The sequence below is a fragment of the Rathayibacter sp. AY2B5 genome, assembly GCF_002931645.1.
Lineage (GTDB): Bacteria > Actinomycetota > Actinomycetes > Actinomycetales > Microbacteriaceae > Rathayibacter.
Map to the genome: position 1 here is coordinate 95,055 of NZ_PSUE01000001.1, position 22,543 is coordinate 117,597.

Genomic DNA, 22,543 nt, shown 5'->3' on the forward strand with positions numbered 1-22,543 from the left:
CCTAGCCCCGTTCCCTGCACGGCCGACCCGGGGCCGCGCCGGAGTAGCGTTTCCCCCATGCGTTTCTCCGGCGGAACACCCTCAGGCGACCTCACCTACTCGGACGTCTTCCTCGTCCCCGGCCGCTCGTCGGTGACGAGCCGCCTCGACGTCTCGCTCGCCCCGGGCGACGGCACCGGGGCGACGATCCCCGTCGTCTCCTCCAACATGAACTCGGTCACCGGTCAGCGCCTCGCAGCGACGCTCGCGCGCCGGGGCGGGCTCGGCGTCCTCCCGCAGGACATGCCTCTGCAGGCGCTGGACGCCGCGATCCGCTGGGTGAAGCGCCAGCCGGTCGCCTTCTCCGGCGCCCTCACCGCTTCGCCGGCGACGACCGTGGAGGAGGCGCTGCGCATCCTGCCGGCCGTCGCCGGCCACGGCTTCGTGGTGCAGGAGGAGGGCGGCGCGATCCTCGGCTGCGTCCCGGCCGCGCGCCTGGCGACCGCGCTGCCGGACGCGCGCCTCGGCGACCTGGTGCACTCCGCCACGCCCTCGATCGACGCCGACGACGTGCCCACCGCGCGGGCCGCCTTCGACCTCATGGTGGCCGCCGACCTCGACTTCGCCCCGGTGCTGCACCACGGCGCCCTGGTCGGCACGCTGTCGCGCACGGGCGCCCTCCGCTCCACCGTCTACGACCCGGCGCTCGACGCGGACGGGCGTCTGCGCGTCGCGGCGGCGATCGGCATCAACGGCGACGTCGAGGCGAAGGCGCGCGCGCTCGTCTCCGCGGGCGTCGACGTCCTCGTCCTCGACACCGCGCACGGCCACCAGGAGGGGATGCTCCGGGCGCTCCGGACGGTCTCCGCGCTCGATCTCGGAGTGCCGATCGCGGCGGGCAACGTCGTCACGGCCGACGCGGTGCACGACCTCGTCGACGCGGGAGCGGACATCCTCAAGGTCGGCGTCGGCCCCGGCGCGATGTGCACCACCCGGATGATGACCGCGGTCGGCCGCCCGCAGTTCTCGGCCGTCCTCGAGACGGCCGAGCGCGCGCACGAGCTGGGCGCCCACGTCTGGGCGGACGGCGGGGTGCGCTACCCGCGCGACGTCGCCCTCGCGCTGGCCGCGGGCGCCGCCTCCGTGATGATCGGCTCCTGGTTCGCCGGCACGATCGAGGCGCCGGGGGAGCTGCGCAGCGACGCGGTCGGCCGGGTCTACAAGGAGAGCTGGGGCATGGCCTCGGCCAAGGCGGTGCAGGAGCGCTTCGACCGCCTCGACGCCTACGAGCTCGCCCGCAAGCGCCTCTTCGCCGAGGGCATCTCCTCCTCCACCATCTACCTCGACCCGTTGCGGCCCTCGGTCGAGGACCTGCTCGACATGATCACCTCGGGGGTCCGCTCGTCCTTCACCTACGCCGGCGCCCGGAGCGTGGCCGACTTCCACGAGCGGGCGCACGTGGGCCTGCAGTCGGCCGCGGGCTACGAGGAGGGCAAGGCGCTGCCGGTCAGCTGGTGAGCGGGCGCCGCGTGCTAGAACCGAGCCCATGACCATCGTCGACAACGCCGTGTACGTCGACGGCCGCCGCATCCGGAACCCCGACTCGCTCGAGGACACCTTCGAGCTGATGCGCGACGAGCACGGCATGGCCTGGATCGGCCTCTACCGCCCGACGCGCGAGGAGGTCGAGGCGGTCGCCGAGGAGTTCGGGCTGCACCCGCTCGCCGTCGAGGACGCGCTGAGCGGGCACCAGCGGGCCAAGCTCGAGCGCTACGACGACGGGCTCTTCGTCGTGCTGCGGCCGGCGCGCTACGCGGACGCCGCCGAGACGGTCGTCTTCGGCGAGCTGCACGTCTTCGTCGGCCCCGACTTCGTGGTCACCATCCGGCACGCCGATTCCCCGGACCTCGCCCGCGTGCGCCGCCGCCTGGAGGAGGATCCGGCCCTCCTCGCCCGCGGGCCCGAAGCGGTGCTCTACGCGATCCTCGACCAGGTCGTCGACGAGTACGCGCCGGTGGTGTTCGGCGTCCAGGGCGACGTGGACGAGATCGAGGACCAGCTCTTCGGCGACGACTCGGACGACGGGCTCTCGGAGCGCATCTACCGGCTCTCGCGCGAGGTCATCCACTTCCAGCGCTCGGTGCAGCCGCTGACCGCCCTGCTGCACGAGCTGCTGCAGGAGTCGACGCCCGTGGAGGGGGAGCCCTCGCCCTCGCCGGAGCGGATCGAGCTGCGCCGCTCCCTCCGCGACGTGCTCGACCACACCATCCGCGTGACGGAGGCGGTCGACTCCCTGCGCGCGATCCTCGACAAGGCGCTCACGGTGCACTCGACGCTCGTCTCGCGCCGGCAGACCGAGACCGGGCTCGCCCAGAACGACGTGGTCCGCAAGATCTCCTCGTGGGCGGCGATCCTCTTCGCCCCGACGCTGGTGGCCGGCATCTACGGGATGAACTTCGACGACATGCCGGAGCTGCACTGGCGCCTCGGCTACCCCTGGGCGCTGGGCCTGATGGTGCTGTTCGGCTTCGCGCTCTACGCGGTGTTCAAGCGGAAGAAGTGGCTCTGAGCCGCCGCGTCGGAGCACGCCCGGCAGCGCTCCGCGGCGGGTAGACTCGGCGCCACAATGGACGACCCTCCCTCTGCGCATCCGGCCCGTTCCGCTCGCCGCCGTGCTCCTCGGACTCCCGCCCGCCGCTCCGGTGCCGCCGCTCCGCCGGCCCGCACTGTCCGGCCCTCCTCGCACCTCCCTCTCGTGACCGGGGGCGACCACCGTGGGAACTGAGTGGCTCCTCCTCGGCGTCGGCCTGCTGCTGACCCTGGGCACCGGCGTCTTCGTCGCCAGCGAGTTCGCGCTGGTGAACCTCGACCGGGCCGATCTCGAAGCCCGTCGCGACCGCGGCGAGACGCGCCTGGGCATGACCATCGCGGCCCTGCGCGTCACCTCCACGCACCTCTCGAGCGCGCAGCTGGGCATCACCCTCACGACGCTGCTCACCGGCTACACGATGGAGCCCGCCCTCTCGACGCTGCTCCAGGAGCCGTTCAGCGGATTCGGCATCCCGGAGGAGGCGCTCGCGCCGGTCATGACGGTGGTCGCCATCGTCATCGCGACCCTGCTGTCGATGATCCTCGGCGAGCTGGTCCCCAAGAACTTCGCCCTCGCTCTGCCGCGGGCGACCGCGAAGCTCGTCGTGCCGCTGCAGACCGCGTTCACGACGGTGTTCCGCCCGGCCGTCGCCCTGCTGAACGGCAGCGCGAACGCCCTGCTGCGCCTGGTCGGCATCGAGCCGAAGGAGGAGCTCTCGGGCGCCCGCAGCGCCGAGGAGCTCTCGAGCCTCGTGCGCCACTCCGCCAGCGCCGGACTGCTCGAGGAGGACACGGCCGACCTGCTCGGGCGCACCCTCCGCTTCTCCGCCCTCACCGCGGGCGACGTGATGACGCCGCGCCTGCGCCTGTCGACGGTCGAGCGCGCGAGCACCGCGCAGGACGTGCTCGACCTCGCCCGCACCACCGGGTTCTCGCGCTTCCCGATCACGGACGACGACATCGACGACATCGTCGGAGTCGTGCACGTCAAGCAGGCCGTCGCCGTGCCCCGCGGCAAGAGGTCCGACGTGCCCGTCACGGCGCTGCGCTCCGAGCCGCTCCGCGTCCCCGAGACCATGAAGCTCGACGTGCTGCTCACGGAGCTGCGCGGACGCGGCTTCCAGCTCGCGGTCGTCGTCGACGAGTACGGCGGCACGGCGGGCGTCGCCACGCTCGAGGACCTGGTCGAGGAGCTGGTCGGCGAGGTCGCCGACGAGCACGACCGCTCCCGGGCCGACGTGGTCAAGCTCCCCGGCTCCACCACCTTCCCCGGCATGCTCCGCCCCGACGAGGTCCTCGACCGCGCCGGCGTGCACATCCCCGAGGAGGGGCCCTACGAGACGGTCGCCGGATTCGTGATGAGCGAGCTCGGCCGCCTCCCCGCCGTCGGCGACCGGGTCGACGTCGAGGGCGGCTCGCTGCGCGTCGAGCGCCTGGACGGCCGCCGCATCGACCGCCTCCGCTTCACGCCCGACCCCGACGCGGATCCCGACGGGATCCCCGACCCGCTCGCCGACGTCGCCCGCGGACACCGCGGACGGAAGGAGTCCGACGATGAGTGACTGGGCCGGAATCGCCTGGCTCGTGGTGCTCCTCGCCGCGAACGCCTTCTTCGTCGGAGCGGAGTTCGCGGTCATCTCCGCGCGCCGCTCCCAGATCGAGCCCCTCGCGGAGAGCGGACGCCGCAGCGCGATCACCGCGCTCGCCGCGATGGAGCACGCCACACTGATGCTCGCGACCACGCAGCTGGGCATCACCGTCTGCTCGCTGCTGATCCTCAACGTGAGCGAGCCGGCGATCCACCACCTGCTCGAGGTGCCGCTGCACGCCGTCGGCATCCCCGACGAGCTCTCCGGCACCGTCGCCTTCGTCATCACGCTGCTGATCGTGTCGTTCCTGCACGTGGTGCTCGGCGAGATGGTCCCCAAGAACATCTCGTTCTCCATGCCCGACCGCGCCGTGCTCCTCCTGGCGCCGCCGCTCGTCGCCATCGCCCGGGTCCTCCGCCCGATCATCGTCGCCCTCAACGCGGTCTCGAACGGAGTGCTCCGCCTCTTCAAGGTGGAGCCCAAGGACGAGGCGAACAGCACCTTCACGCTCGAGGAGGTGCAGACGATCGTCGACCAGTCCACCCGCGAGGGCACGCTCCGCGACTCGACCGGGACCCTCCTCGCCGCGTTCGAGTTCACCGAGAAGAAGGTCCACGACGTCGCCCTGCCCCTCGACGGGATCGTCAGCCTCCCCAGCGGAGCGACCCCCGCCGACGTCGAGCGCGCCGTCGCCAAGCACGGCTTCTCGCGCTACGTGATCCTCGGCGAGGACGGCACCCCCGAGGGCTACATCCACCTCAAGGACGTCCTCGACCTCGACGGCGACACGGAGGGCGCCAAGTTCCGCCTCCCCGTCCCCGCCAAGCGCATCCGCCAGCTCGCCTCGATCTTCGAGGCCACCGACCTCGAGGACGCCCTCGCGATCATGCGGCGCACCGGCGCCCACCTCGCCCGCGCGTTCGACGAGCAGGGCCGCGCCACCGGAGTGCTGTTCCTCGAGGACATCATCGAGGAGCTCGTCGGCGAAGTCGACGACGCCACCCGCCGCTAGGCGCGGGCCGCGGAGGGGCCGTCTGCGGCGTTGTCGTCGGGCGCGATACCGCCGGTATCGCTTCCTCCTCCGCCTTGCATCCGCCCCCTCCGCGGCCCGCGCCCGCGGGTGCTGGAGGCGGCGTTGTCGTCGGGCGCGATACCGCCGGTATCGCTTCCTCCTCCGCCTTGCATCCGCCCCCTCCGCGGCCCGCGCCCGCGGGTGCTGGAGGGGGCGTTCGCGGCGTTGTCGTCGGGCGCGGTACCGCCGGTACCGCTTCCTCCTCCGCCTTGCGACTGCCCCCTCCAGCACCCGCGCCCCTCTGGAGCAAGGGGAGAGGGGTGCGGCTGCGCCGGCACCAGTGCGCTGCGCCGGCACCAGTGCGCTACGCCGGCACCAGTGCGGCAGCGGCGGCACCGGGCGGCTCCGCCGCAGGGCGACGTAGGGTGGCGGGATGGGTGAGCGGGTCGGGACGGCGGAGGCGGCGCGGAGCATCAGGGTGCCGCGGGAGGACGACGACAAGTACACGCGCGGGGTGCTGGGGATCGCGACCGGGTCGGAGCGGTACCCGGGAGCGGCGGTGCTCGGCGTCGAGGCGGCGGTGCGGACGGGAGTCGGCATGGTCCGCTACCTCGGACCGGAGCGGCCCGCGGGACTGGTGCTCGCCCGGCGGCCGGAGGTCGTGACCGCGGTGGGGCGCGTGCAGGCCTGGCTCGTCGGCTCCGGCACCAGCGCCGAGGACCGCAGCGACGAGGAGCGGCGCACCCTGATCGAGCAGCTGCACTCGGGAGTCCCGGCGGTGCTCGACGCGGGCGCGCTCGACCTGATCGACGAGGCCGCAGGCCCGGTCGTCATCACGCCGCACTACCGCGAGCTCGCCGGAGTGCTCGGCCGAGCGGGTCTGGACGCGGACGCCGCGACGATCGCCGAGGCCCCGGGGGAGTGGGCGCGCCGGGCGGCGGACCGCCTCGGAGTCTGCGTGCTCCTCAAGGGCGGCACCACCCACGTCGTCGCGGGCGGCGTCGAGCTCGAGGTCTCCGGATCCACGCCCTGGCTGGCGACCGCGGGCAGCGGCGACGTCCTCGGCGGCGTGCTCGGCGCACTCCTCGCCGGTCGGGCCGCGGACGCCGAGGCGGCCGGGACGACTCTGACCGCGGAGGACCTCGCCCCGGTGGCCGCCGCGGCCGCCGTCCTGCACGCGGAGGCCGGACGGAGCGCCTCCGCCGGCGGCCCGATCGCCGCGCTCGACATCGCGGAGCACCTGCCCGGAGTGGTCGCCGCACTCCTGCGCTGACACGCCCGTCGGACGAGCGCTGAACCGAACCGGGACCGCCGCCGTTGTCCTGGAGGAAGCGACGCCCGCGGCCCGGCTCACCGGCTCCGCACCGCCGCCTCATCGGGTGCTCGAAGCGAGCACCTCTACCGTCGGATCCGCCGCGTCCGCCTTGACCAGGAGAACAGACATGACCGCGAAGACCACGACTCCCGCCCGCTACGCCCTGACCCTCCTCGCCGGCGCCGGCACCCTCGCCGCGCTCGCCGCCTGCTCCAGCACCACCACGACCGGGAGCGACGCCGCCGACGCGGCGACCACCACCGCTCCGAGCACCGCCACCAGCTCCGCCCCCGAGGCCACCGGCGCCGCGTCCTCCGCCGCGAGCGGCAGCAGCTACGCCGACGGCACCTACGAGGCCGAGGGCGCCTACACCTCGCCCGGAGGGAACGAGAAGGTGGGCGTCTCGCTGACCCTCGCCGACGGCGTCGTCACCGACGTGACCGTGACCCCGGAGTCGGAGAACCCCACCGGCCAGCAGTACCAGTCGCGCTTCGCGGGCGGCATCGCGGGCGAGGTCGTCGGCAAGCAGCTCGACGAGCTGAAGGTCTCCAAGGTGTCGGGGTCCTCCCTCACCTCCGGCGGCTTCAACGACGCCGTCGAGACCATCAAGGCCGATGCCACGGCCTGACGCCCCGACGGTCCTCGGCCACGCGTGGCGGTTCGACGCGATCGGCACCGGCTGGCAGATCGACACCGCCGAGCCGCTCGAGCCCTCCCACCGCTCGCGGGTCGAGGCGCGCATCGCGGAGTACGACCGCACCTGGTCGCGGTTCCGTGACGACTCCGCCGTCTCGCAGCTGCGGGTCGGAGGCGAGCACGTCTTCCCCGACGAGGCGGCCGACCTCTTCGCACTGTACGACGTGCTCGACGAGCTGACCGGCGGGGCGGTCACCCCCTTCGTCGGCGGCTCTCTCGAGCAGCTCGGCTACGACTCCGCGTACACCCTCGTCCCGCGCGGACCCGCCGTCCCCGCTCCCTCCTGGGCCGCCGCCCGACGCGGGGCGGCGGGACTGCGGGTCGAGCCCGGGACTGTCGTCGACGTCGGCGCCGCGGGCAAGGGCCAGCTCGTCGACCTCGTCCTCGAGGAGCTCGACGGAGTCGGGCCCGCCGTCGTCGACGCGAGCGGCGACCTCCGGGGCATCGGCGCCGGACCCGTCCGGGTCGGCCTCGAGCACCCGTGGGACCCGAGCAGCGCACTGGGAGTGGCGGTGCCCGGCGACCGCGCGCTCTGCGGCTCGGCGAGCAACCGCCGCGCCTGGGGCAGCGGCCTCCACCACGTCCTCGACGGGCGGACCGGAGCTCCGGTCGAGAGCATCGTCGCCGCCTGGGCGGTGGCCGACACGGCCCTCGTCGCCGACGGGCTCGCGACCGCGCTGTTCGTCTGTCCGCCCGAGGCCCTCGCCGAGCGCTTCGACTTCGAGTTCGTCCGCGTCCGCAGCGACGGCACCCTCCACTACTCGCCTTCCTTCCCCGGAGAGGTCTTCCGATGATCGGCACCTTCGACCGCGCCCTCGGCCGCGTCACCACCTACCGGCTGGTCTGGATGACGCTCGCCGCGCTCCTGCTCGTAGCCGTCGGGTACGCCGCAGCCGGCCTGATCTTCTCGACGCCGCTCGAGATCCTCGGCACGACGCTCGTCGCCGTCGCCTCGACGGCCCTGGTCAGCGCGGTCCTCGCGCGGCTGTTCCGCAGCCGCGCGCACCTCGAGTCCTCGCTCGTCACCGGTCTGCTGATCGCCTGCCTCCTCTTCCCGACGGCCGATCCCCGCGGGCTCGCCGTGATCGCGCTCGTCGGCGCGATCGCCGCCGCGTCCAAGTACGTCCTCGCCTGGCGGGGCCGCCACCTCTTCAATCCGGCCGCGGTCGCCGTGCTGATCATCGGCTTCACCGGGCTCAACGCCGGAGCCTGGTGGATCGCCAGTGGCGCGATCTGGCCGTTCGTCGTCGTGGGCTCCCTCCTGATCGTCGCGCGGGTCCGCCGCTGGGCCGTCTTCGCCGTCTTCGTCGTCGTCGCCGGCGGGGTGTCCGTGCAGCAGGCGGTGCAGAACGGCCAGGACCTCGGCGCCGCGGCGGCCCTGGTCCTCACGGCCTACCCCTTCGTCTTCGCCGGCGCCTTCATGCTGACGGAGCCGCTCACGCTCGCGCCGCGCCGCTCGCAGCAGCTGATCATCGCGGTCGTCGCAGCGCTCGTGGCGAGCGTTCCCTTCCACATCGGCGTCGTCTCCGCCACTCCGGAGCTGGGCCTCGTGGTCGGCAACGCCCTCGCGTTCGCCTTCGCATTCCGCCAGCGTCGGCGGCACACGCTCGAGCTCGCCTCGACCCGCGTGCTGGCGCCGGGCATCGCGGAGTACCGCTTCCGCTCCCGCTCGCCGCTGACCTTCGAGCCGGGCCAGTGGCTCGAGCTCGACCTGCCGCACCGCGCCGACAGCCGGGGCAGCCGGCGCACCTTCTCGGTCTCCTCCGCTCCGTCCGACGGCGAGATCGCGATCGCCCTGCGGATGCCGGAGAAGGCGAGCAGCTTCAAGCGCGCCCTCGCCGCTCTGGAGCCCGGCGACTCGCTCCGGGCGACGAGCGTCGGCGGTGACTTCGTCCTGCCTGCCGATCCCGCCGTGCCACTGCTGCTGGTGGCGGGCGGCATCGGGATCACCCCGTTCGCCAGTCAGCTCCGCTCGCTCGCGGACGGTCCGCGGCGCGACGTCGTCGTCGTGGTCGCCGCGCCGAGCCTCGCCGAGGTCGCGTACCGCGACCTGCTGCAGGAGTCGGGGGCCCGGGTCGTGCTCTGCTCGAAGGAGGCGCCGACCGACCTCCCCGCACGGTGGTCGCACGTCACAGGCCGACTGACCGCCGAGCTGCTCGCGGACGCGGTGCCGGACGCCGGCCGCCGCGTGGGCTACGTCTCCGGGTCGCCGTCGTTCGTCGACTCGGTCCGCGGCGCCCTGCGCGGTGCCGGGGCGAAGCGGATCCGCACCGACGCGTTCGCCGGCTACTGAGTTCGTCGGGTCGCGACGCCGTCTGCTGACGCCCGGCGGCGACCGACGCCGCCGGGCAACCGATGCCCGGCGGGAGCGGCGCTCCCAGGCGGGCTCAGGTGCTGCCAGGGTCCCGTTCAGCGGCCCCTCTACAATGACGCGGTGCCGTCCTCCCCTCCTCGAGCGTCCTCCCGCCCCCTCGCCCGGCTGCGCGAGAACCGCGACTCCGTCGCCGTGCTCTGGGGCGCCTTCGCGCTGGTGCACGTGGTGCTCTCCCTCCTGGCGCTGTTCGCTCCGGGTCTGCCGATGGGCGACGTCAGCATCGTCTACAAGGAGTGGATGAGGACCGCCGTCGAGGGCGGCGGCATCGCCGGGATCGACACGGGCTGGGTCTACCCGATCCTCGCCTGGGGCCCGATCGCCGCCTCCTGGCTCTTCGGCTCGGCGGGCTACGACCTGATGTGGCTCGTCCTCGTCGCGCTCGCCGACGCCGCCGCCTTCGCCCTGCTGCTGCGCGGCCGGTCGGCGCCTCGCCTCGCCGCGGCGCGCTGGTGGCTGCTGTTCCTCGTCCTCCTCGGGCCGATCGCGATCGGCCGCATCGACGCCTTCACCGCGCCGCCGGCCATCGCCGGGATGCTCTGGGCGGCGACCCGTCCGGGCGTCGCGGCGCTGCTGCTGACCGTGGCCACCTGGATCAAGGTGTGGCCGGCCGCGATCCTCGCCGCTGCCGTGCTGGTCCTGCGCGGACGGCTGCGGATGATCCTCGTCCCCGCGGTCGCCTCCGTGATCATCGTGCTCGCGGTCGTCCTCGTCGGCGGCGGGGACCAGGTCTTCAGCTTCGTCACCGATCAGACCGATCGGGGCCTCCAGATCGAGGCCGTCGTGAGCACTCCCTGGATGTGGCTGTCGGTCCTCCCGGGATCGGGGAGCTACGTCTACTACGCCGCCGACATCAACACCTTCGAGATGCACGGGCCCGGCACCGAGTTCGCGGCGAGCCTGATGACCCCGCTGCTCGCTCTGGCCATGCTCGGCGTGGCCCTGCTGGGTGCCCGTGCTCTCGCCCGCCGGGCGGACCCCGCCAGGCTGTTCCCGCTGCTCGCGCTGACCTTCGTGGTCGTGTTCATCGACACCAACAAGGTGCTCTCGCCGCAGTACATCGTCTGGCTCGCGCCGCCGGTGATCGCCGGGCTGATCGCGTGCCGCGACGGCGCGTTCGACCGGCCCGCGAAGCTGACCCTCGTCACTGCGGCTCTGACCCAGGTGGTTTACCCGTACCTCTACCTCTTCCTCCTCTGGTCGCACTGGTGGATGGTGCTCGTGCTGACCGTGCGGAACATCCTCCTCGTGGTGCTGCTCGGCTGGCTGCTGCGCGAGCTGTGGAGGATGGGGACGGCGCGGGTCGTCGCACCCGGCGCCACGACTTCCGCGTCGTCGCTGACCGGCGAGACCCGCCTGGCGCCCCAGGGCTCGTAGGCTCGGAGGGCGCGGGGCCGGCACGCGGTGCGCGCAGTCAAGGAGGCTCCCATGCTCGTCGCATTCTCGGTCGCACCGTCCGGGGGCGAGGCGCCCGACGCGTCCGTCCACGACGCCGTCGCCGCCGCCGTCCGCATCGTCCGCGAGAGCGGCCTGCCGTCGCGGACGACCTCGATGTTCACCGAGATCGAGGGGGAGTGGGACGAGGTCTTCGACGTCGTCAAGCGCGCGACGGAGGCCGTCGGAGCGTTCGGGACGCGCGTGTCGCTCGTCATGAAGGCGGACATCCGCCCCGGCTACTCGGGCGAGATCGACGGCAAGATCGCCCGGCTGAACGACGCGCTGGGGGAGTAGCGGGTCCCCGCCGCGACCTCTCGCGTGCGGGTGTGCTCGAATCGATTCGACATCCGTCCGATCCTGAGTAGCCTTGAGCGGTGACGCTCTCGCCCGCTCGGACCCGCCTCGCCCTGCTCGCCCTCGCGATGGGGGGCTTCGGCATCGGCTCGACCGAGTTCGTCGCGATGGGGCTCCTCCCGCAGCTCGCCGCCGACCTCCTCCCCGGGGTCTGGGCCGCGAGCCAGGAGCAGGCCGTCTCGCAGGCGGGGATGCTGATCTCGGCCTACGCGCTCGGTGTCGTGGTCGGCGCCCCCACCATCGCCGCCGCAGCGGCGCGCTGGCCGCGCAAGAGGCTCCTCCTGACCCTCCTCGTCGCCTTCACCGTCGGGACGATCGGCTCGGCGCTGCTCCCGAGCTTCCCGCTCGTCCTCGCCGCGCGCTTCGTCGCCGCGCTCCCGCACGGCGCCTACTTCGGCATCGCCTCCCTGGTCGCCGCCGACCTGATGGGTCCCGGCAAGCGCGGCAAGGGAGTCGCGTTCGTCCTCTCCGGGCTCACGATCGCGAACGTCATCGGCGTGCCCGCGATCACCTGGGTCGGGCAGGTGGCCGGCTGGCGCAGCGCCTACCTCGTGGTCGCGGTGCTCTTCGCGCTGACCGTCGTGGCCGTCCAGCTTCTGGTGCCCGCGCAACCCGGGAATCCGGCGGCGACCGTCCGCAACGAGCTGCGGGCGTTCGGGCGCCTGCAGGTCTGGATGACCCTCCTCGTCGGCGCCATCGGCTTCGGCGGACTCTTCGCGATGTACAGCTACATCTCGCCGCTCGCGACCGAGGTGACGGGCCTGCCGCTCGGCGCGGTCCCGTGGATCCTGGTCGTCATCGGCCTCGGGATGACCGTCGGCAACCTCGTCGGCGGCTGGGCCGCCGACCGCGACGTGCGGCGGGCGCTGGTGGTGTTCTTCGCCGGCGTCGGCGTCTCGCTGATCGGACTCGCGCTGTCGGCCTCGTCGGTCGTCGGCCTGGTGCTGTTCGCGTTCCTCTCGGCGGGCTTCTCGGCGGCCGCGTCGCCCGCGATCCAGACCCGGCTGATGGACGTGGCGCGCGACAGCCAGACGATCGCGGCCGCGCTCAACCACTCCGCCCTCAACATCGGCAACTCGGTGGGTGCCGCGCTCGGCGGCCTGACGATCGCCGCCGGACTGGGCTACCTGTCGCCCATCTGGGTCGGCGTGGGCCTGACCGCGGCCGGAATCGTGCTCGCCTTCGGCAGTATCGCGATCGACCGCGCCCGAGGCACGGTCTACCCGGTCCACCGCGAGCCCGCCCAGCCGGGCACCGGCGGCATCCCGGTCGACGCGCTGTAAGCAGAGCGCGGCCAGGGCCTCTGGAAGACTCTCGGCATGCGCGCCGTGAGCTACTCGTCCTTCTCCGCCCTCCCCGCGATCGTCGAGGTCCCGGAGCCCGTCTGCCCCGTCGACGGCGTCGTCGTCCGCGTCGCGGCGACCGGGGTGTGCCGGAGCGACTGGCACGCGTGGAAGGGGCACGACGACTCGGTCGTCCTGCCGCAGATCCCCGGGCACGAGTTCGCCGGGACGGTGATCGCGACGGGAGCCCAGGTGTCGCTCTTCGCGGTCGGTGACCGGGTCACGGCGCCGTTCGTGTTCGCCTGCGGCGACTGCGAGCAGTGCCGGGAGGGGGCGACGCAGGTGTGCCTCCGGCAGCAGCAGCCGGGATTCACCCTCGACGGGTCGTTCGCCGAGGCGGTGGCCGTGACGGGTGCGGACCTGAACCTGGTGCGCCTGCCCGACTCCGTCGGCTTCGTCGAGGCGGCCGGTCTCGGCTGCCGCTTCGGGACCGCGTACCACGCCCTGCACGAGCGCGGCCGGGTCGCCCCGGGGGAGTGGGTCGCGGTGCTGGGCTGCGGCGGAGTCGGCCTCTCCGCGGTGATCGTCGCGCTCGCGGCCGGGGCCCGCGTGGTGGCGTCGGACGTCTCCGCCCCGGCGCGGGAGGCCGCGGCCGCGCTCGGGGCGGTGACCGTCCCCGGAGGCGAGGGTGCCGCCGAGGCGATCCGGGCGGCGACCGGAGGAGGTGCCCATCTGGCGGTCGACGCCGTCGGAAGCAGCGTCACGGCGGAGGCGTCGATCGCCGCCCTGCGTCCGCGCGGCCGGCACGTGCAGGTGGGTCTGCTCCTCGGGCCCGACGCCGCACCGGCGATGCCGCTCGGCCGGGTCATCGCCCAGGAGCTGGAGCTGCTGGGCAGCCACGGCATCGCCCGGAGCGGCTACACGGCCCTCCTCGACGACGTCGTCGCCGGCCGTCTGCGCCCCGCCGACTCCGTCGGCCGCACCATCGCCTTCGAGGACCTGCCCGCCGCTCTCGCCGCGATGGACGCCCCCGCCGCGACGCCCGGCATGACGGTCGCCGTCCTGGCCCCCTGACGCGGGCCCGCAGGAGCACTCGCAGTCCCGGTCCGGTGGGTCTCGATGCCCAGCGTCCCGCGGCATCTCGACCAGCATCGACCCGTTGCCCGTGCCTGGCGGGTCTCGATACGCCGCGTCCCGCGGCGACTCGACCGGCACGACTCGGGCACGCCCGCCCTGCTCGACCGCAGGAGCAGGTGGCCGCCGCTCGACGAGGTGGAGCCCGCCGACAGTGATCCGCGTGTCAGCGGATCGATGCCGGGCGACGTATCCCGCTCTGCGGAACGCGCCACGTCGTGAAGCCGACCGCGCCGCGGCGGGCGGGGACCGCCGCGCCCTCGTGGAGCCCGCCGACAGCGATCCGCGTGTCAGCGGATCGATGCCGGGCGACGCACCCCGCTCTGCGGAACGCACCACATCGTGAAGCCGACCGCGCCGTGGCGGGCAGGGACCGCCGCGCCCTCGTGGAGCCCGCCGACAGCGATGCGCGTGTCAGCGGATCGATGCCGGGCGACGCACCCCGCTCCGCGGAACGCACCACGTCGTGAAGCCGACCGCGCCGCGGCGGGCGGGGACCGCCGCGCCCTCGTGGAGCCCGCCGACAGCGATCCGCGTGCCAGCGGATCGATGCCGGGCGACGCGCCCCGCTCTGCGGAACGCACCACGTCGTGAAGCCGACCGCGCCGCGGCGGGCGGGGACCGCCGCGCCGTCGTGGAGCCCGCCGACAGTGATCCGCGTGTCAGCGGATCGATGCCGGGCGACGCACCCCGCTCTGCGGAACGCACCCCGTCGTGAAGCCGACCGCGCCGCGGCGGGCGGGGACCGCCGCGGAAGAGGACTCAGTCCGTCTCGATGAGGATCCCGTCGTGGATGGCGCGCTTGCGGAGCGCCACCTTCGTGCCGACGTCGATGCCGACGACGCGGTACTTCTCGCGGATCCGCTTGAGGTACGACTTCGCGGTCTCCTCCGAGATGCCCAGCTCGAACGCGACCGACTTGACCGGCTCGCCGCCGCCGTAGAGGGCCATCACGCGGCGCTCCTGCGCGCTGAGCTTCGGCGCTCCGTCGGAGTCGCCGGTGGAGAGCGCCATGTCGAGCTCGTGCGAGATGTAGGAGTGGCCGTCCTTGGCCGCGCGGATCGCCTCGACGATCATGTCCGCGTCCTCGGTCTTCACGAGGTAGCCGAGGGCTCCGGAGGCGAGCGCCTCGCGGACCACGGCGGGCTCGGAGTAGGTGCTCATCAGCACGGTCTTCACCCCGGTGGTCTTGAGGGTCGAGAGCTTCACCGAGATCGGGATGTTGTCCTTGAGGTCGAGGTCGAGGAGCACGACGTCGACGGGGAACTCGGGGTGCGTGAGCAGCTCGGGCCAGGAGGCGACCGCGGCCACCAGCTGGATGTCGGAGGCGGCTCCGCGGATCCACTCCGTGAGCGCTCCGAGGAGCATCTTGTGGTCGTCCACGACCGCGAGAGTGATCTTCGCGTCAGCGGTGGGTGTCATCGGTGTCCTTCGGTCGGCGGTCGTCGGCGGTCTCTCGGCGGCTGCTCACCGGTCGGCGGGATTCTCGACCAGGCAGTCGATCTCGATCCGGAGCTCCCCGTCGCGCGAGGTGTCGCGGAAGACGCCGACCTGAGCGATAGCCTCCCACGTCGCAGGATCGACGCCGCGCAAGGGCGCGCCTGAGGAGCGGAGCGTGATCGGCACGAGCAGTCCTCGGGCGGCCGTCCCGGCTCCGGGATCGCGGGGGCTGCCCGACTCGACGTGGAGGACCACGGCGAGCCCGGTCGCGCTGTCGGCCATCAGCCAGATCGCCGAGAGGAGCCCGTCGCGCTGCTGGTGCCCGAGGAGTCCGGCGGTGCCGTCCGGGTCGTCGAGCTCGACGAGCGGCGCGAGCAGCTCGGACTCGAGCACGGCGTGGTGCAGCCAGGTCTCGCGCCGCCCCTCGATGAGGTGGAGGCGGAGCTGGGTGGCGAGCGAGGTCGCGTGCGCGGCGCGCTGGGCGTCGAGGGGCAGGCGGACCGAGCCGTCGCCCACCTCGGCGAGGAGGCGCTCGGCGGCGAGGTCGAGCCGTGCGAGCTCCTCCGAGGCGAGCATCCCGACCGCGTAGCGCGGGCCGAGCGTGGTGCTCTGCACGAGGGCGCGGTCGATCTCGAGCTGGACCATCCGGCGGAATCCGCGCATCATCACGACCACGACGACGGCCGGCGCGATCGTCACCACGAGGGCGCTGATGCGCACCGAGAGCGCGCCCGCGCCGCCCGACTCCATCGAGAGGAACGCGATCACCTCGGCGATCGCGACGAGGGCGCTCACCGCGAGGATCTCGATCCCGCGCCGGTGGACGATCAGCGCGGCGTGCGCGACGGCGCCCGCGACCGCGGCGGTGGGGACGGTGCGGGCCGCGCCGGAGTCGGTCACGGCCACCAGGTCGAGCACGACGGCGGCTCCGAGGGCGACGAGGAAGCAGAGGTAGACCGGGAGCGGCAGGCGGCGTCCGCCGAGGTGGATCGCGAGGACGGTGGACCCGAAGGCCAGGACGACGAGGACCCAGGCGATCGCCGCGGGTGCGAGGTCGCTGTAGCGGGCGGAGGTCGAGAGGAAGATCAGCAGCTCGTAGGCGAGGATCGCGGCGGCGATGCCGTTGAGGCCGCTGCCGAGGTAGTTGGTGCCGAGCCCCTCCTGCTGGCGGCGGACCGAGCGGGCGGACCGGGAGGAGCGGCCGTGCGTCGCGGGCACGCGTCCCAGCAGCGGGGCCCGCGACTCCGGCGCGGGGCTCACTTGGGGACCTCCAGCACCACGGTCGTCCCCGATCCGGGGGCGCTGAACAGTCTGGTGCGGCCGCCGACGTCGCCGAGCCGGGCGATCACCGACTCCTTGAAGCCGAGCTTCGTGTCGGGGACGGTCGCGATGTCGAAGCCCGCGCCCGCGTCCGTGACCATCGCGCGGACGGTCGTCTCGTCCTCGGTGATCGTCACGTCGGCCGAGGCGACGCCGGAGTGGCGGCGCACGTTCTCGAGGCACTCCGCCAGGGCGAGCACGAAGGAGTCGAGGGCCGCGCCGGTGAGCGCCACCTGGCCGGAGCCGTGCCAGATCACGTCGAGCCCCATCCGGCCGAAGCGGTTGCGGACGGTCTCGAGGGTGTTGGCCGCGGGGGCGGAGGTGACGCTGGTCAGCTGGTAGGAGCCGGACGCGCTCGGGGTGGGGGTCCCGCCGAGCCGGAGCTGGCGCAGGAGCTGCGCGTCCTGCGCCGCCTGCTGCCGGAGCGCGTCGACCGACACTCCGCGGCCCGAGTGCGCGAGGAGCGTGAGGGTGGCCAGCACCGTGTCGTGCAGGAGCCGCGCACCCTGCCGGCGCTGCGCCTCCGTCTCGCTGGCGAGGCGCTCCACACGGTGCGCGTTGCCGATGCTGTCGATCCGCCGCACCACCCGAGGGACCGCTGTGCCGATCCAGAGGGCAAATCCGCAGAGCGTGCCCCAGGGCAGCAGGCTCTGGACGACCACGGTGGGGATCATGGTGCCGCTCGAGACGAGCACCGACGGGATCAGGCTCGGGAGGAGCACCGGCAGCAGCAGGAGCAGTCGGCGCGCGGACGTCGTCACGACCACGGCGATGCTCGCGGTCACGGCGTTCGCGGTGTTGACCAGGACGAACCCGGCGAAGTCGGCGCCCGGAGCGAGCCCAAGCGCGAGGCCCCAGCCCAGCAGCAGGCCGCCGACGGCGACGGCGATCACTCGGCTGCGGCGCCCCGTCCGGGCGAGCTCGACGTGGGCGGCCATCATGCCCAGGAGCAGCGCGACGGCGAACGGCACGGCGGCGGGCTGGAGCGTCCCGGGGATGAGGGCCATGCCGAGCGCCCCCGCCTCCGTGAGCAGGCCGATCCCGCAGGCGGAGTGGCGCAGCAGCCGATCGCGCTCGCGGGCGCTGCGGATCATCGGCACGCTCTGGCCCCCTCCGGTCGTGGCGCGGGGCTGGCCCCCGTCTCACGATAGCCACTGGCCGGGCCGGTCGGCGCGGTTCGGGGCGTCGAACCGCGCCGGAGTCGGGCGGGTCAGGCCGTCGCGGGATGCGCCAGCAGCCGGGCGAGGTGCGCGCCGACCGCGTCGTCCTCGATGAGGAACCCGTCGTGGCCGAACGTCGAGGTGATCACCGCGACCTCTCCGCCGTCGAGAGCGCCGGGAGCGTGCGCCGCGATGATCCGCTGGCCCTCGACCGGGAAGAGCCGGTCGCTGTCGATGCCGAGGACGAGGGTCGGGCTGGTGATCCGGGAGAGGGCGGCCGCCTCGCCGCCCCGGCCGCGGCCGACGTCGTGCGAGTTCATCGCCTCGACGAGCGTGATGTAGCTGTTCGCGTCGAAGCGGCGCGTGAACTTGTTGCCGTGGAAGTCGAGGTACGACTCCACGGCGAAGCGGCCGCCGCCGCCGAGCGGGCTGAGCCCCGACTGCCAGCTGCGCTCGAAGCGGTCGTTGAGCTCGGAGGGGCTGCGGTAGTTGAGCAGTGCCATCCGGCGGGCGAGCGCGAGGCCGTGGTACGGGCCCTGGCCGTCGCCGGCGTCGTAGTAGGAGCCGCCCGCGAAGGCCGCGTCGTTGCGGATCGCCTCGAGCTGCACGAAGTTGAGGGCGATCTGGTCGGCCGTGGCCCGCGGGGGAGCTGCGAGGACCGCGAGGCGCGCGACCCGCTCCGCGTGGTCGATCCCCCACTCCAGCGCCTGCATCCCGCCCATCGAGCCGCCGATGACGGTGTGCCAGCGCTCGACGCCGAGCAGGTCGCTGAACTGCACCTGCGCCCGCACCTGGTCGCGGATGCTCGTGTACGGGAACCGTGCGCCCCACTCGTGGCCGTCGGGGGCGAGGGACGCGGGACCGCTGGAGCCCTGGCAGCCGCCGAGCATGTTCGGGGCGACCACGAAGAAGCGGTCGGTGTCGATCACGAGGCCGGGGCCGACGAGTCCCGACCACCAGCCGTCCGTCGCGTGGCCGGGATCGCCGCGGCCGAGCAGGTGGGAGTCGCCGGTCAGCGCGTGCAGGACGAGGACGGCGTTGTCGCGGCGCTCGTTCAGCGCGCCCCAGCTCTCGTAGGCGATGCGGGCGTGGGGGAGGCGGCCGCCCGCCTCGAAGTCGAACGGGCCGAGGTCGACGAAGCGGCGTCCGCCCGGGTGGTCGCCGTCGCGCCAGGCTCCGGTGGCGGGCGGCTTGCCGATGACCGAGAGGAGCTGGCGCTCGGTGACGAACGCCGACGGGACCGTGTCCTCGAGTGTCTGCTGCCAGTCCATAGCGCTGTCCATCGTGTCAGAGCGCCGCGGGGCGGAGCCGTTTGTTACGCCCTGCTCCCGCGCTCCTCCGCCCGCGCGCGGAGCGCCCTGACGCGATCCCCGAGGACGGGGACCCCGTCAGGGCGCCGAGGGGCCTCAGGCGTTCGCGCGGGAGGCCTCGACGACGGCGCGCGCGGCGCGGAGGGCTTGGTCGAGGTCGGCGCGGAGGTCGTCGACGTTCTCGAGTCCCACCGATAGGCGCACCAGGCCCGGAGTGACGCCGGCGGTCAGCTGCTGCTCGGGCGAGAGCTGCGAGTGCGTGGTCGACGCGGGGTGGATGACGAGCGAGCGGACGTCGCCGATGTTGGCCAGGTGCGAGAACAGCTCCAGCGAGTCGACGAAGGCCCGGCCGGCGTCCACTCCGCCCTTGAGCTCGAACGAGAGCACCGCGCCCACGCCCTTCGGCGCGTAGCGGTTGGCCGCGGCGTACCAGGGCGAGGTGGGCAGGCCCGAGTAGTTCACAGAGGCGATGTCGGAGTGGTTCTCGAGGTACTCCGCGATCTCCTGCGCGTTCTGCACGTGGCGCTCGATCCGGAGCGAGAGGGTCTCGATGCCCTGGATGAGCTGCCAGGCGCTCGCCGGAGCGATCGAGGCGCCGAGGTCGCGCAGCAGCTGCACGCGGGCCTTGATGATGTAGGCGAGGGAGTCGCCGACCGCGGCGGTGTAGACGGCGCCGTGGTACGACTCGTCCGGCGTGGTGAGGCCGGGGAAGCGCTCGGCGTTCGCGGTCCACGAGAAGCGGCCGCCGTCGACGATCGCTCCGCCGATGACCGTGCCGTGGCCGCCGAGGAACTTCGTCGCCGAGTGCACGATGATGTCCGCGCCGTGCTCGAAGGGGCGGATCAGGTAGGGCGTCGCGATGGTGTTGTCCACGATCAGGGGCACGCCGGCGTCGTGCGCGACATCGGCCACGGTGCGGATGTCGAGGATGTTGATCTTGGGGTTGCCGACGGTCTCGGCGAAGAACAGCTTCGTGTTCGGACGGACGGCGCGGCGCCACTCCTCGCGGTCGTCCTGGTTCTCGACGAAGGTCGTCTCGATGCCGAGCTTGGCGAGGGTGTACTTGAAGAGGTTGTAGGTGCCGCCGTAGATCGAGGACGACGAGACGATGTGGTCGCCGGCCTGGGCGATGTTCAGCACGGCCGCGGTCTCGGCGGCCTGGCCCGAGGCGAGCAGCAGGGCGCCGGAGCCGCCCTCGAGGGCGGTGAGCCGCTCCTCCACGACCGCCTGGGTCGGGTTCTGGATGCGGGTGTAGATGTTCCCGAACTCGGCCAGCGCGAACAGGTTCTGGGCGTGCTCCGCGTTGTCGAAGACGTAGGAGGTGGTCTGGTAGATCGGCGTCGCGCGGGCCTTGGTCACCGGGTCCGGCGCGGCGCCCGAGTGGATCTGCTTGGTCTCGAACTGCCACTTCTCGGAGTCGGTCATGGTGCTTCCCATCGGATCGTCGGGGTCGGTGACGGGGCCGTTCTCCGTCGCGACGAGCGTACGCGGGGGCCCGCCGGGCGGCCAGGACCGCCGACACACGGGGTAACGGCCGTCAGCGCCGCTCGGGCTGCCGGTCGCGCTTGGCGCCCGTGGGGTCGGCGCGGTCCGGGCGCCGGGGCCTCTCGTCGGCCGCCGGGGCGAAGAGCCAGGCCGCGCGGGGCTCGACCAGCCGGTGGAAGACGGTGCGGGTCCAGCCGAGCGAGAGCACGACCGAGACCGCGATGCAGAACACGATCATCAGCACGAGGGCGAGCGTGCTCTCCGTCCGCGAGAGGATCCCGGACTCCCGCAGCGGATAGAGGACGAAGCTGTGGAGGAGGTAGACGTACATCGTCGACTGCCCCCAGGCGGTGAGCGGGGTGCGGCGGCGCGGAACCAGCGCGAAGAGCGCGAGCGAGAGCACGACCGCTCCGGCCATCAGGGCCAGCCGCACCAGCCCGGCCCACCACTGGGTCTCGCCGAGGGCGTCGTAGGGGCGGTCGTAGAAGAACCAGTAGCGCAGGTCCGCCGCTCGGAACGCCTCGATGTTGACGGTCATGACGACCGCCGTGACCGCGAAGAGGACGACGGCGAGGATCCGGGCGAGGAGCACCCGCGACGGCGGCTGTTCGAGCCAGCGCTCGACGGCGGAGCGGCCGCCGGGGGAGAAGCCGCGCAGCCGCCAGCCGAACACGAAGAACGGCAGGATCCCGATCGCGCGTGCGAGCGAGAAGGTCGAGTCGATGTTGTCGTAGTAGCTGACCCCGACCGCGAGCACCACGCTGATCAGCAGCGGCCAGCGCAGCAGCGCCAGGTAGGGGAGGACGAGGCGGAAGATGCCCAGCGCGAGCAGGAACCACAGCGTCCAGCTCGGCTTCGTCGGGTTGAACTCCTGCTTCCCCTCGACCAGGAACTGCACCAGGGTCCAGATCGTCTCCATGATCAGGTAGGGCAGGAGGATGTCGGTCAGCACCCGCCGCATCGCGCGCCCGCTCGGTGCGCCGCTCTTGGAGAAGTAGCCCGAGATGATCGCGAACGCCGGCATGTGGAAGGCGTAGATCGTCAGGTAGACAATGAGCGAGGTGTCGGAGTTGGCCGTCAGCCTCTGGACGCCGTGCCCGATCACGACGAGGGTCACGCAGACGAAGCGCGCGTTGTCCCAGAGGGGAACGCGGCGCTTCGGGGTGACGGCTGTCCCGGCGGTCGCGGGAACCGGGTCGGCGGGCGGCACGCGGCCAGACTAGCGTTGGGCTGCGACGACGGAGTCGAGGGTGTCCGAGGCTTGACGGAAGGAAACGGGCGTGGATCGACGCGTTGTCGTGACAGGAGCGAGTTCAGGGATCGGGGCGGCCGCGGTCCGCCTGTTCCGCGAGCACGGCTGGAAGGTCGTCGCCGTCGCGCGCCGGCGCGACCGGCTGGAGGCGCTCGCCGCCGAGACCGGCGCCGGGTACTTCGCCGCCGACCTCACCGACGCCGCCCAGGTCGACGCTCTGCGCGACCACCTCTCCTCCTCCGGGCCCGTGCACGCGCTCGTGAACAACGCGGGCGGTGCGCTCGGACTCGACTCGGTCGAGAAGTCCGACCCCGAGGACTGGCGCCGCATGTTCGAGATCAACGTGCTCTCGGTGAAGCTCGTGACCAGCGCGCTGCTCCCGCTGCTGCGGGCCGGGATCCGGGGGAGCGGCACCTCCGCGGACATCGTGACGGTCACCTCGATCGCCGGCCACGTCGCCTACGAGGGCGGAGGCGGGTACAACGCCGCCAAGCACGCCGCGCACGCGCTGGTCGCCGTGCTGCGGCTCGAGCTGGCCGGCGAGCCGATCCGCGTGATCGAGATCGCGCCGGGGATGGTGCACACGGACGAGTTCTCGCTGGTCCGCTTCGGCGGCGACCGGGAGCGCGCCGACGCGGTCTACGCCGAGGTCCCCGACCCGCTGGTCGCGGAGGACGTCGCCGCCGCGATCGTCTCCTCGGTGGAGCTCCCCGCCCACGTCAACCTCGACCTGGTGACCGTCAAGCCGGTCGCGCAGGCGGCCCCGCACAAGGTCGCGAAGGGACCCCTGGCCCCGCGCGCCTGACCGATGTGACGC

19 protein-coding genes are annotated in these 22,543 nt (G+C 73.2%); 13 read left to right on the top strand and 6 right to left on the bottom strand.

What is annotated here, in order from left to right; genetic code table 11:
• Positions 1–57: 57 nt before the first annotated feature.
• The 12 genes from C5C30_RS00390 (at position 58) to C5C30_RS00445 (ending at position 13,699) form a co-directional block, all read left to right on the top strand.
• Positions 58–1,497 carry a GuaB1 family IMP dehydrogenase-related protein gene (locus C5C30_RS00390; protein ID WP_104249514.1) on the top strand — a complete coding sequence of 480 codons (1,440 nt, stop codon included), beginning with the start codon at positions 58–60 and terminating at the stop codon, positions 1,495–1,497.
• A gap of 28 nt (positions 1,498–1,525) precedes the next feature.
• Positions 1,526–2,548, top strand: coding sequence for a magnesium/cobalt transporter CorA (gene corA, locus C5C30_RS00395; protein WP_104224113.1), 1,023 nt, complete (start codon positions 1,526–1,528; stop codon positions 2,546–2,548).
• 205 nt (positions 2,549–2,753) lie between these two features.
• A complete protein-coding gene (locus C5C30_RS00400; protein WP_104224112.1) occupies positions 2,754–4,130 on the top strand; it encodes a hemolysin family protein in 1,377 nt (458 codons plus the stop codon).
• Positions 4,123–5,169: a hemolysin family protein gene (locus C5C30_RS00405; RefSeq protein WP_104224111.1), complete on the top strand. Its 1,047-nt coding sequence runs from the start codon at positions 4,123–4,125 to the stop codon at positions 5,167–5,169. The genes C5C30_RS00400 and C5C30_RS00405 overlap by 8 nt, the downstream gene beginning before the upstream one ends.
• A 433-nt stretch (positions 5,170–5,602) precedes the next feature.
• A complete protein-coding gene (locus tag C5C30_RS00410) occupies positions 5,603–6,442 on the top strand; it encodes an ADP/ATP-dependent (S)-NAD(P)H-hydrate dehydratase (protein ID WP_104332973.1) in 840 nt (279 codons plus the stop codon).
• 169 nt (positions 6,443–6,611) lie between these two features.
• A complete protein-coding gene (locus tag C5C30_RS00415) occupies positions 6,612–7,112 on the top strand; it encodes an FMN-binding protein (RefSeq protein ID WP_104224453.1) in 501 nt (166 codons plus the stop codon).
• Positions 7,099–7,974, top strand: coding sequence for an FAD:protein FMN transferase (locus C5C30_RS00420; protein WP_104246649.1), 876 nt, complete (start codon positions 7,099–7,101; stop codon positions 7,972–7,974). The genes C5C30_RS00415 and C5C30_RS00420 overlap by 14 nt, the downstream gene beginning before the upstream one ends.
• Complete coding sequence (locus tag C5C30_RS00425; RefSeq protein ID WP_104232782.1) at positions 7,971–9,473, top strand: oxidoreductase; 1,503 nt, start codon at positions 7,971–7,973, stop codon at positions 9,471–9,473. The genes C5C30_RS00420 and C5C30_RS00425 overlap by 4 nt, the downstream gene beginning before the upstream one ends.
• 141 nt (positions 9,474–9,614) lie before the next feature.
• Positions 9,615–10,928 carry a glycosyltransferase 87 family protein gene (locus tag C5C30_RS00430; RefSeq protein ID WP_104225503.1) on the top strand — a complete coding sequence of 438 codons (1,314 nt, stop codon included), beginning with the start codon at positions 9,615–9,617 and terminating at the stop codon, positions 10,926–10,928.
• Between the two features lie 51 nt (positions 10,929–10,979).
• Positions 10,980–11,282, top strand: a complete 303-nt coding sequence (locus C5C30_RS00435; protein WP_104332974.1) for a thiamine-binding protein — start codon at positions 10,980–10,982, stop codon at positions 11,280–11,282.
• A gap of 128 nt (positions 11,283–11,410) precedes the next feature.
• Positions 11,411–12,625, top strand: coding sequence for an MFS transporter (locus C5C30_RS00440; protein WP_104333043.1), 1,215 nt, complete (start codon positions 11,411–11,413; stop codon positions 12,623–12,625).
• Between the two features lie 36 nt (positions 12,626–12,661).
• A complete protein-coding gene (locus C5C30_RS00445; protein ID WP_104268432.1) occupies positions 12,662–13,699 on the top strand; it encodes an alcohol dehydrogenase catalytic domain-containing protein in 1,038 nt (345 codons plus the stop codon).
• Between the two features lie 822 nt (positions 13,700–14,521).
• Here C5C30_RS00445 and C5C30_RS00450 read toward each other — a convergent pair.
• The 6 genes from C5C30_RS00450 to C5C30_RS00475 form a co-directional block, all read right to left on the bottom strand.
• The gene (locus tag C5C30_RS00450) at positions 14,522–15,181 is read right to left on the bottom strand and encodes a response regulator (RefSeq protein WP_104224447.1); all 660 of its coding nucleotides are present in this window, start codon (positions 15,179–15,181) and stop codon (positions 14,522–14,524) included.
• A gap of 45 nt (positions 15,182–15,226) precedes the next feature.
• On the bottom strand, positions 15,227–16,417 hold the full coding sequence (locus C5C30_RS00455; RefSeq protein ID WP_146076851.1) for a hypothetical protein: 1,191 nt from the start codon (positions 16,415–16,417) through the stop codon (positions 15,227–15,229).
• 38 nt (positions 16,418–16,455) lie between these two features.
• On the bottom strand, positions 16,456–17,613 hold the full coding sequence (locus tag C5C30_RS00460) for a sensor histidine kinase (RefSeq protein ID WP_104224445.1): 1,158 nt from the start codon (positions 17,611–17,613) through the stop codon (positions 16,456–16,458).
• Between the two features lie 116 nt (positions 17,614–17,729).
• Positions 17,730–18,950 (bottom strand): homoserine O-acetyltransferase, encoded by a 1,221-nt coding sequence (locus C5C30_RS00465; RefSeq protein WP_104232776.1) that lies wholly within the window; start codon positions 18,948–18,950, stop codon positions 17,730–17,732.
• Positions 18,951–19,085: 135 nt separating this feature from the next.
• Positions 19,086–20,414 (bottom strand): bifunctional o-acetylhomoserine/o-acetylserine sulfhydrylase, encoded by a 1,329-nt coding sequence (locus C5C30_RS00470; RefSeq protein ID WP_104225507.1) that lies wholly within the window; start codon positions 20,412–20,414, stop codon positions 19,086–19,088.
• Between the two features lie 112 nt (positions 20,415–20,526).
• Positions 20,527–21,684, bottom strand: coding sequence for an acyltransferase family protein (locus tag C5C30_RS00475; protein WP_104332975.1), 1,158 nt, complete (start codon positions 21,682–21,684; stop codon positions 20,527–20,529).
• Between the two features lie 70 nt (positions 21,685–21,754).
• On the opposite strand from C5C30_RS00475, the gene C5C30_RS00480 reads away from it, so the two are divergent.
• A complete protein-coding gene (locus C5C30_RS00480) occupies positions 21,755–22,531 on the top strand; it encodes an SDR family NAD(P)-dependent oxidoreductase (RefSeq protein WP_258065739.1) in 777 nt (258 codons plus the stop codon).
• Positions 22,532–22,543 lie beyond the last annotated feature (12 nt).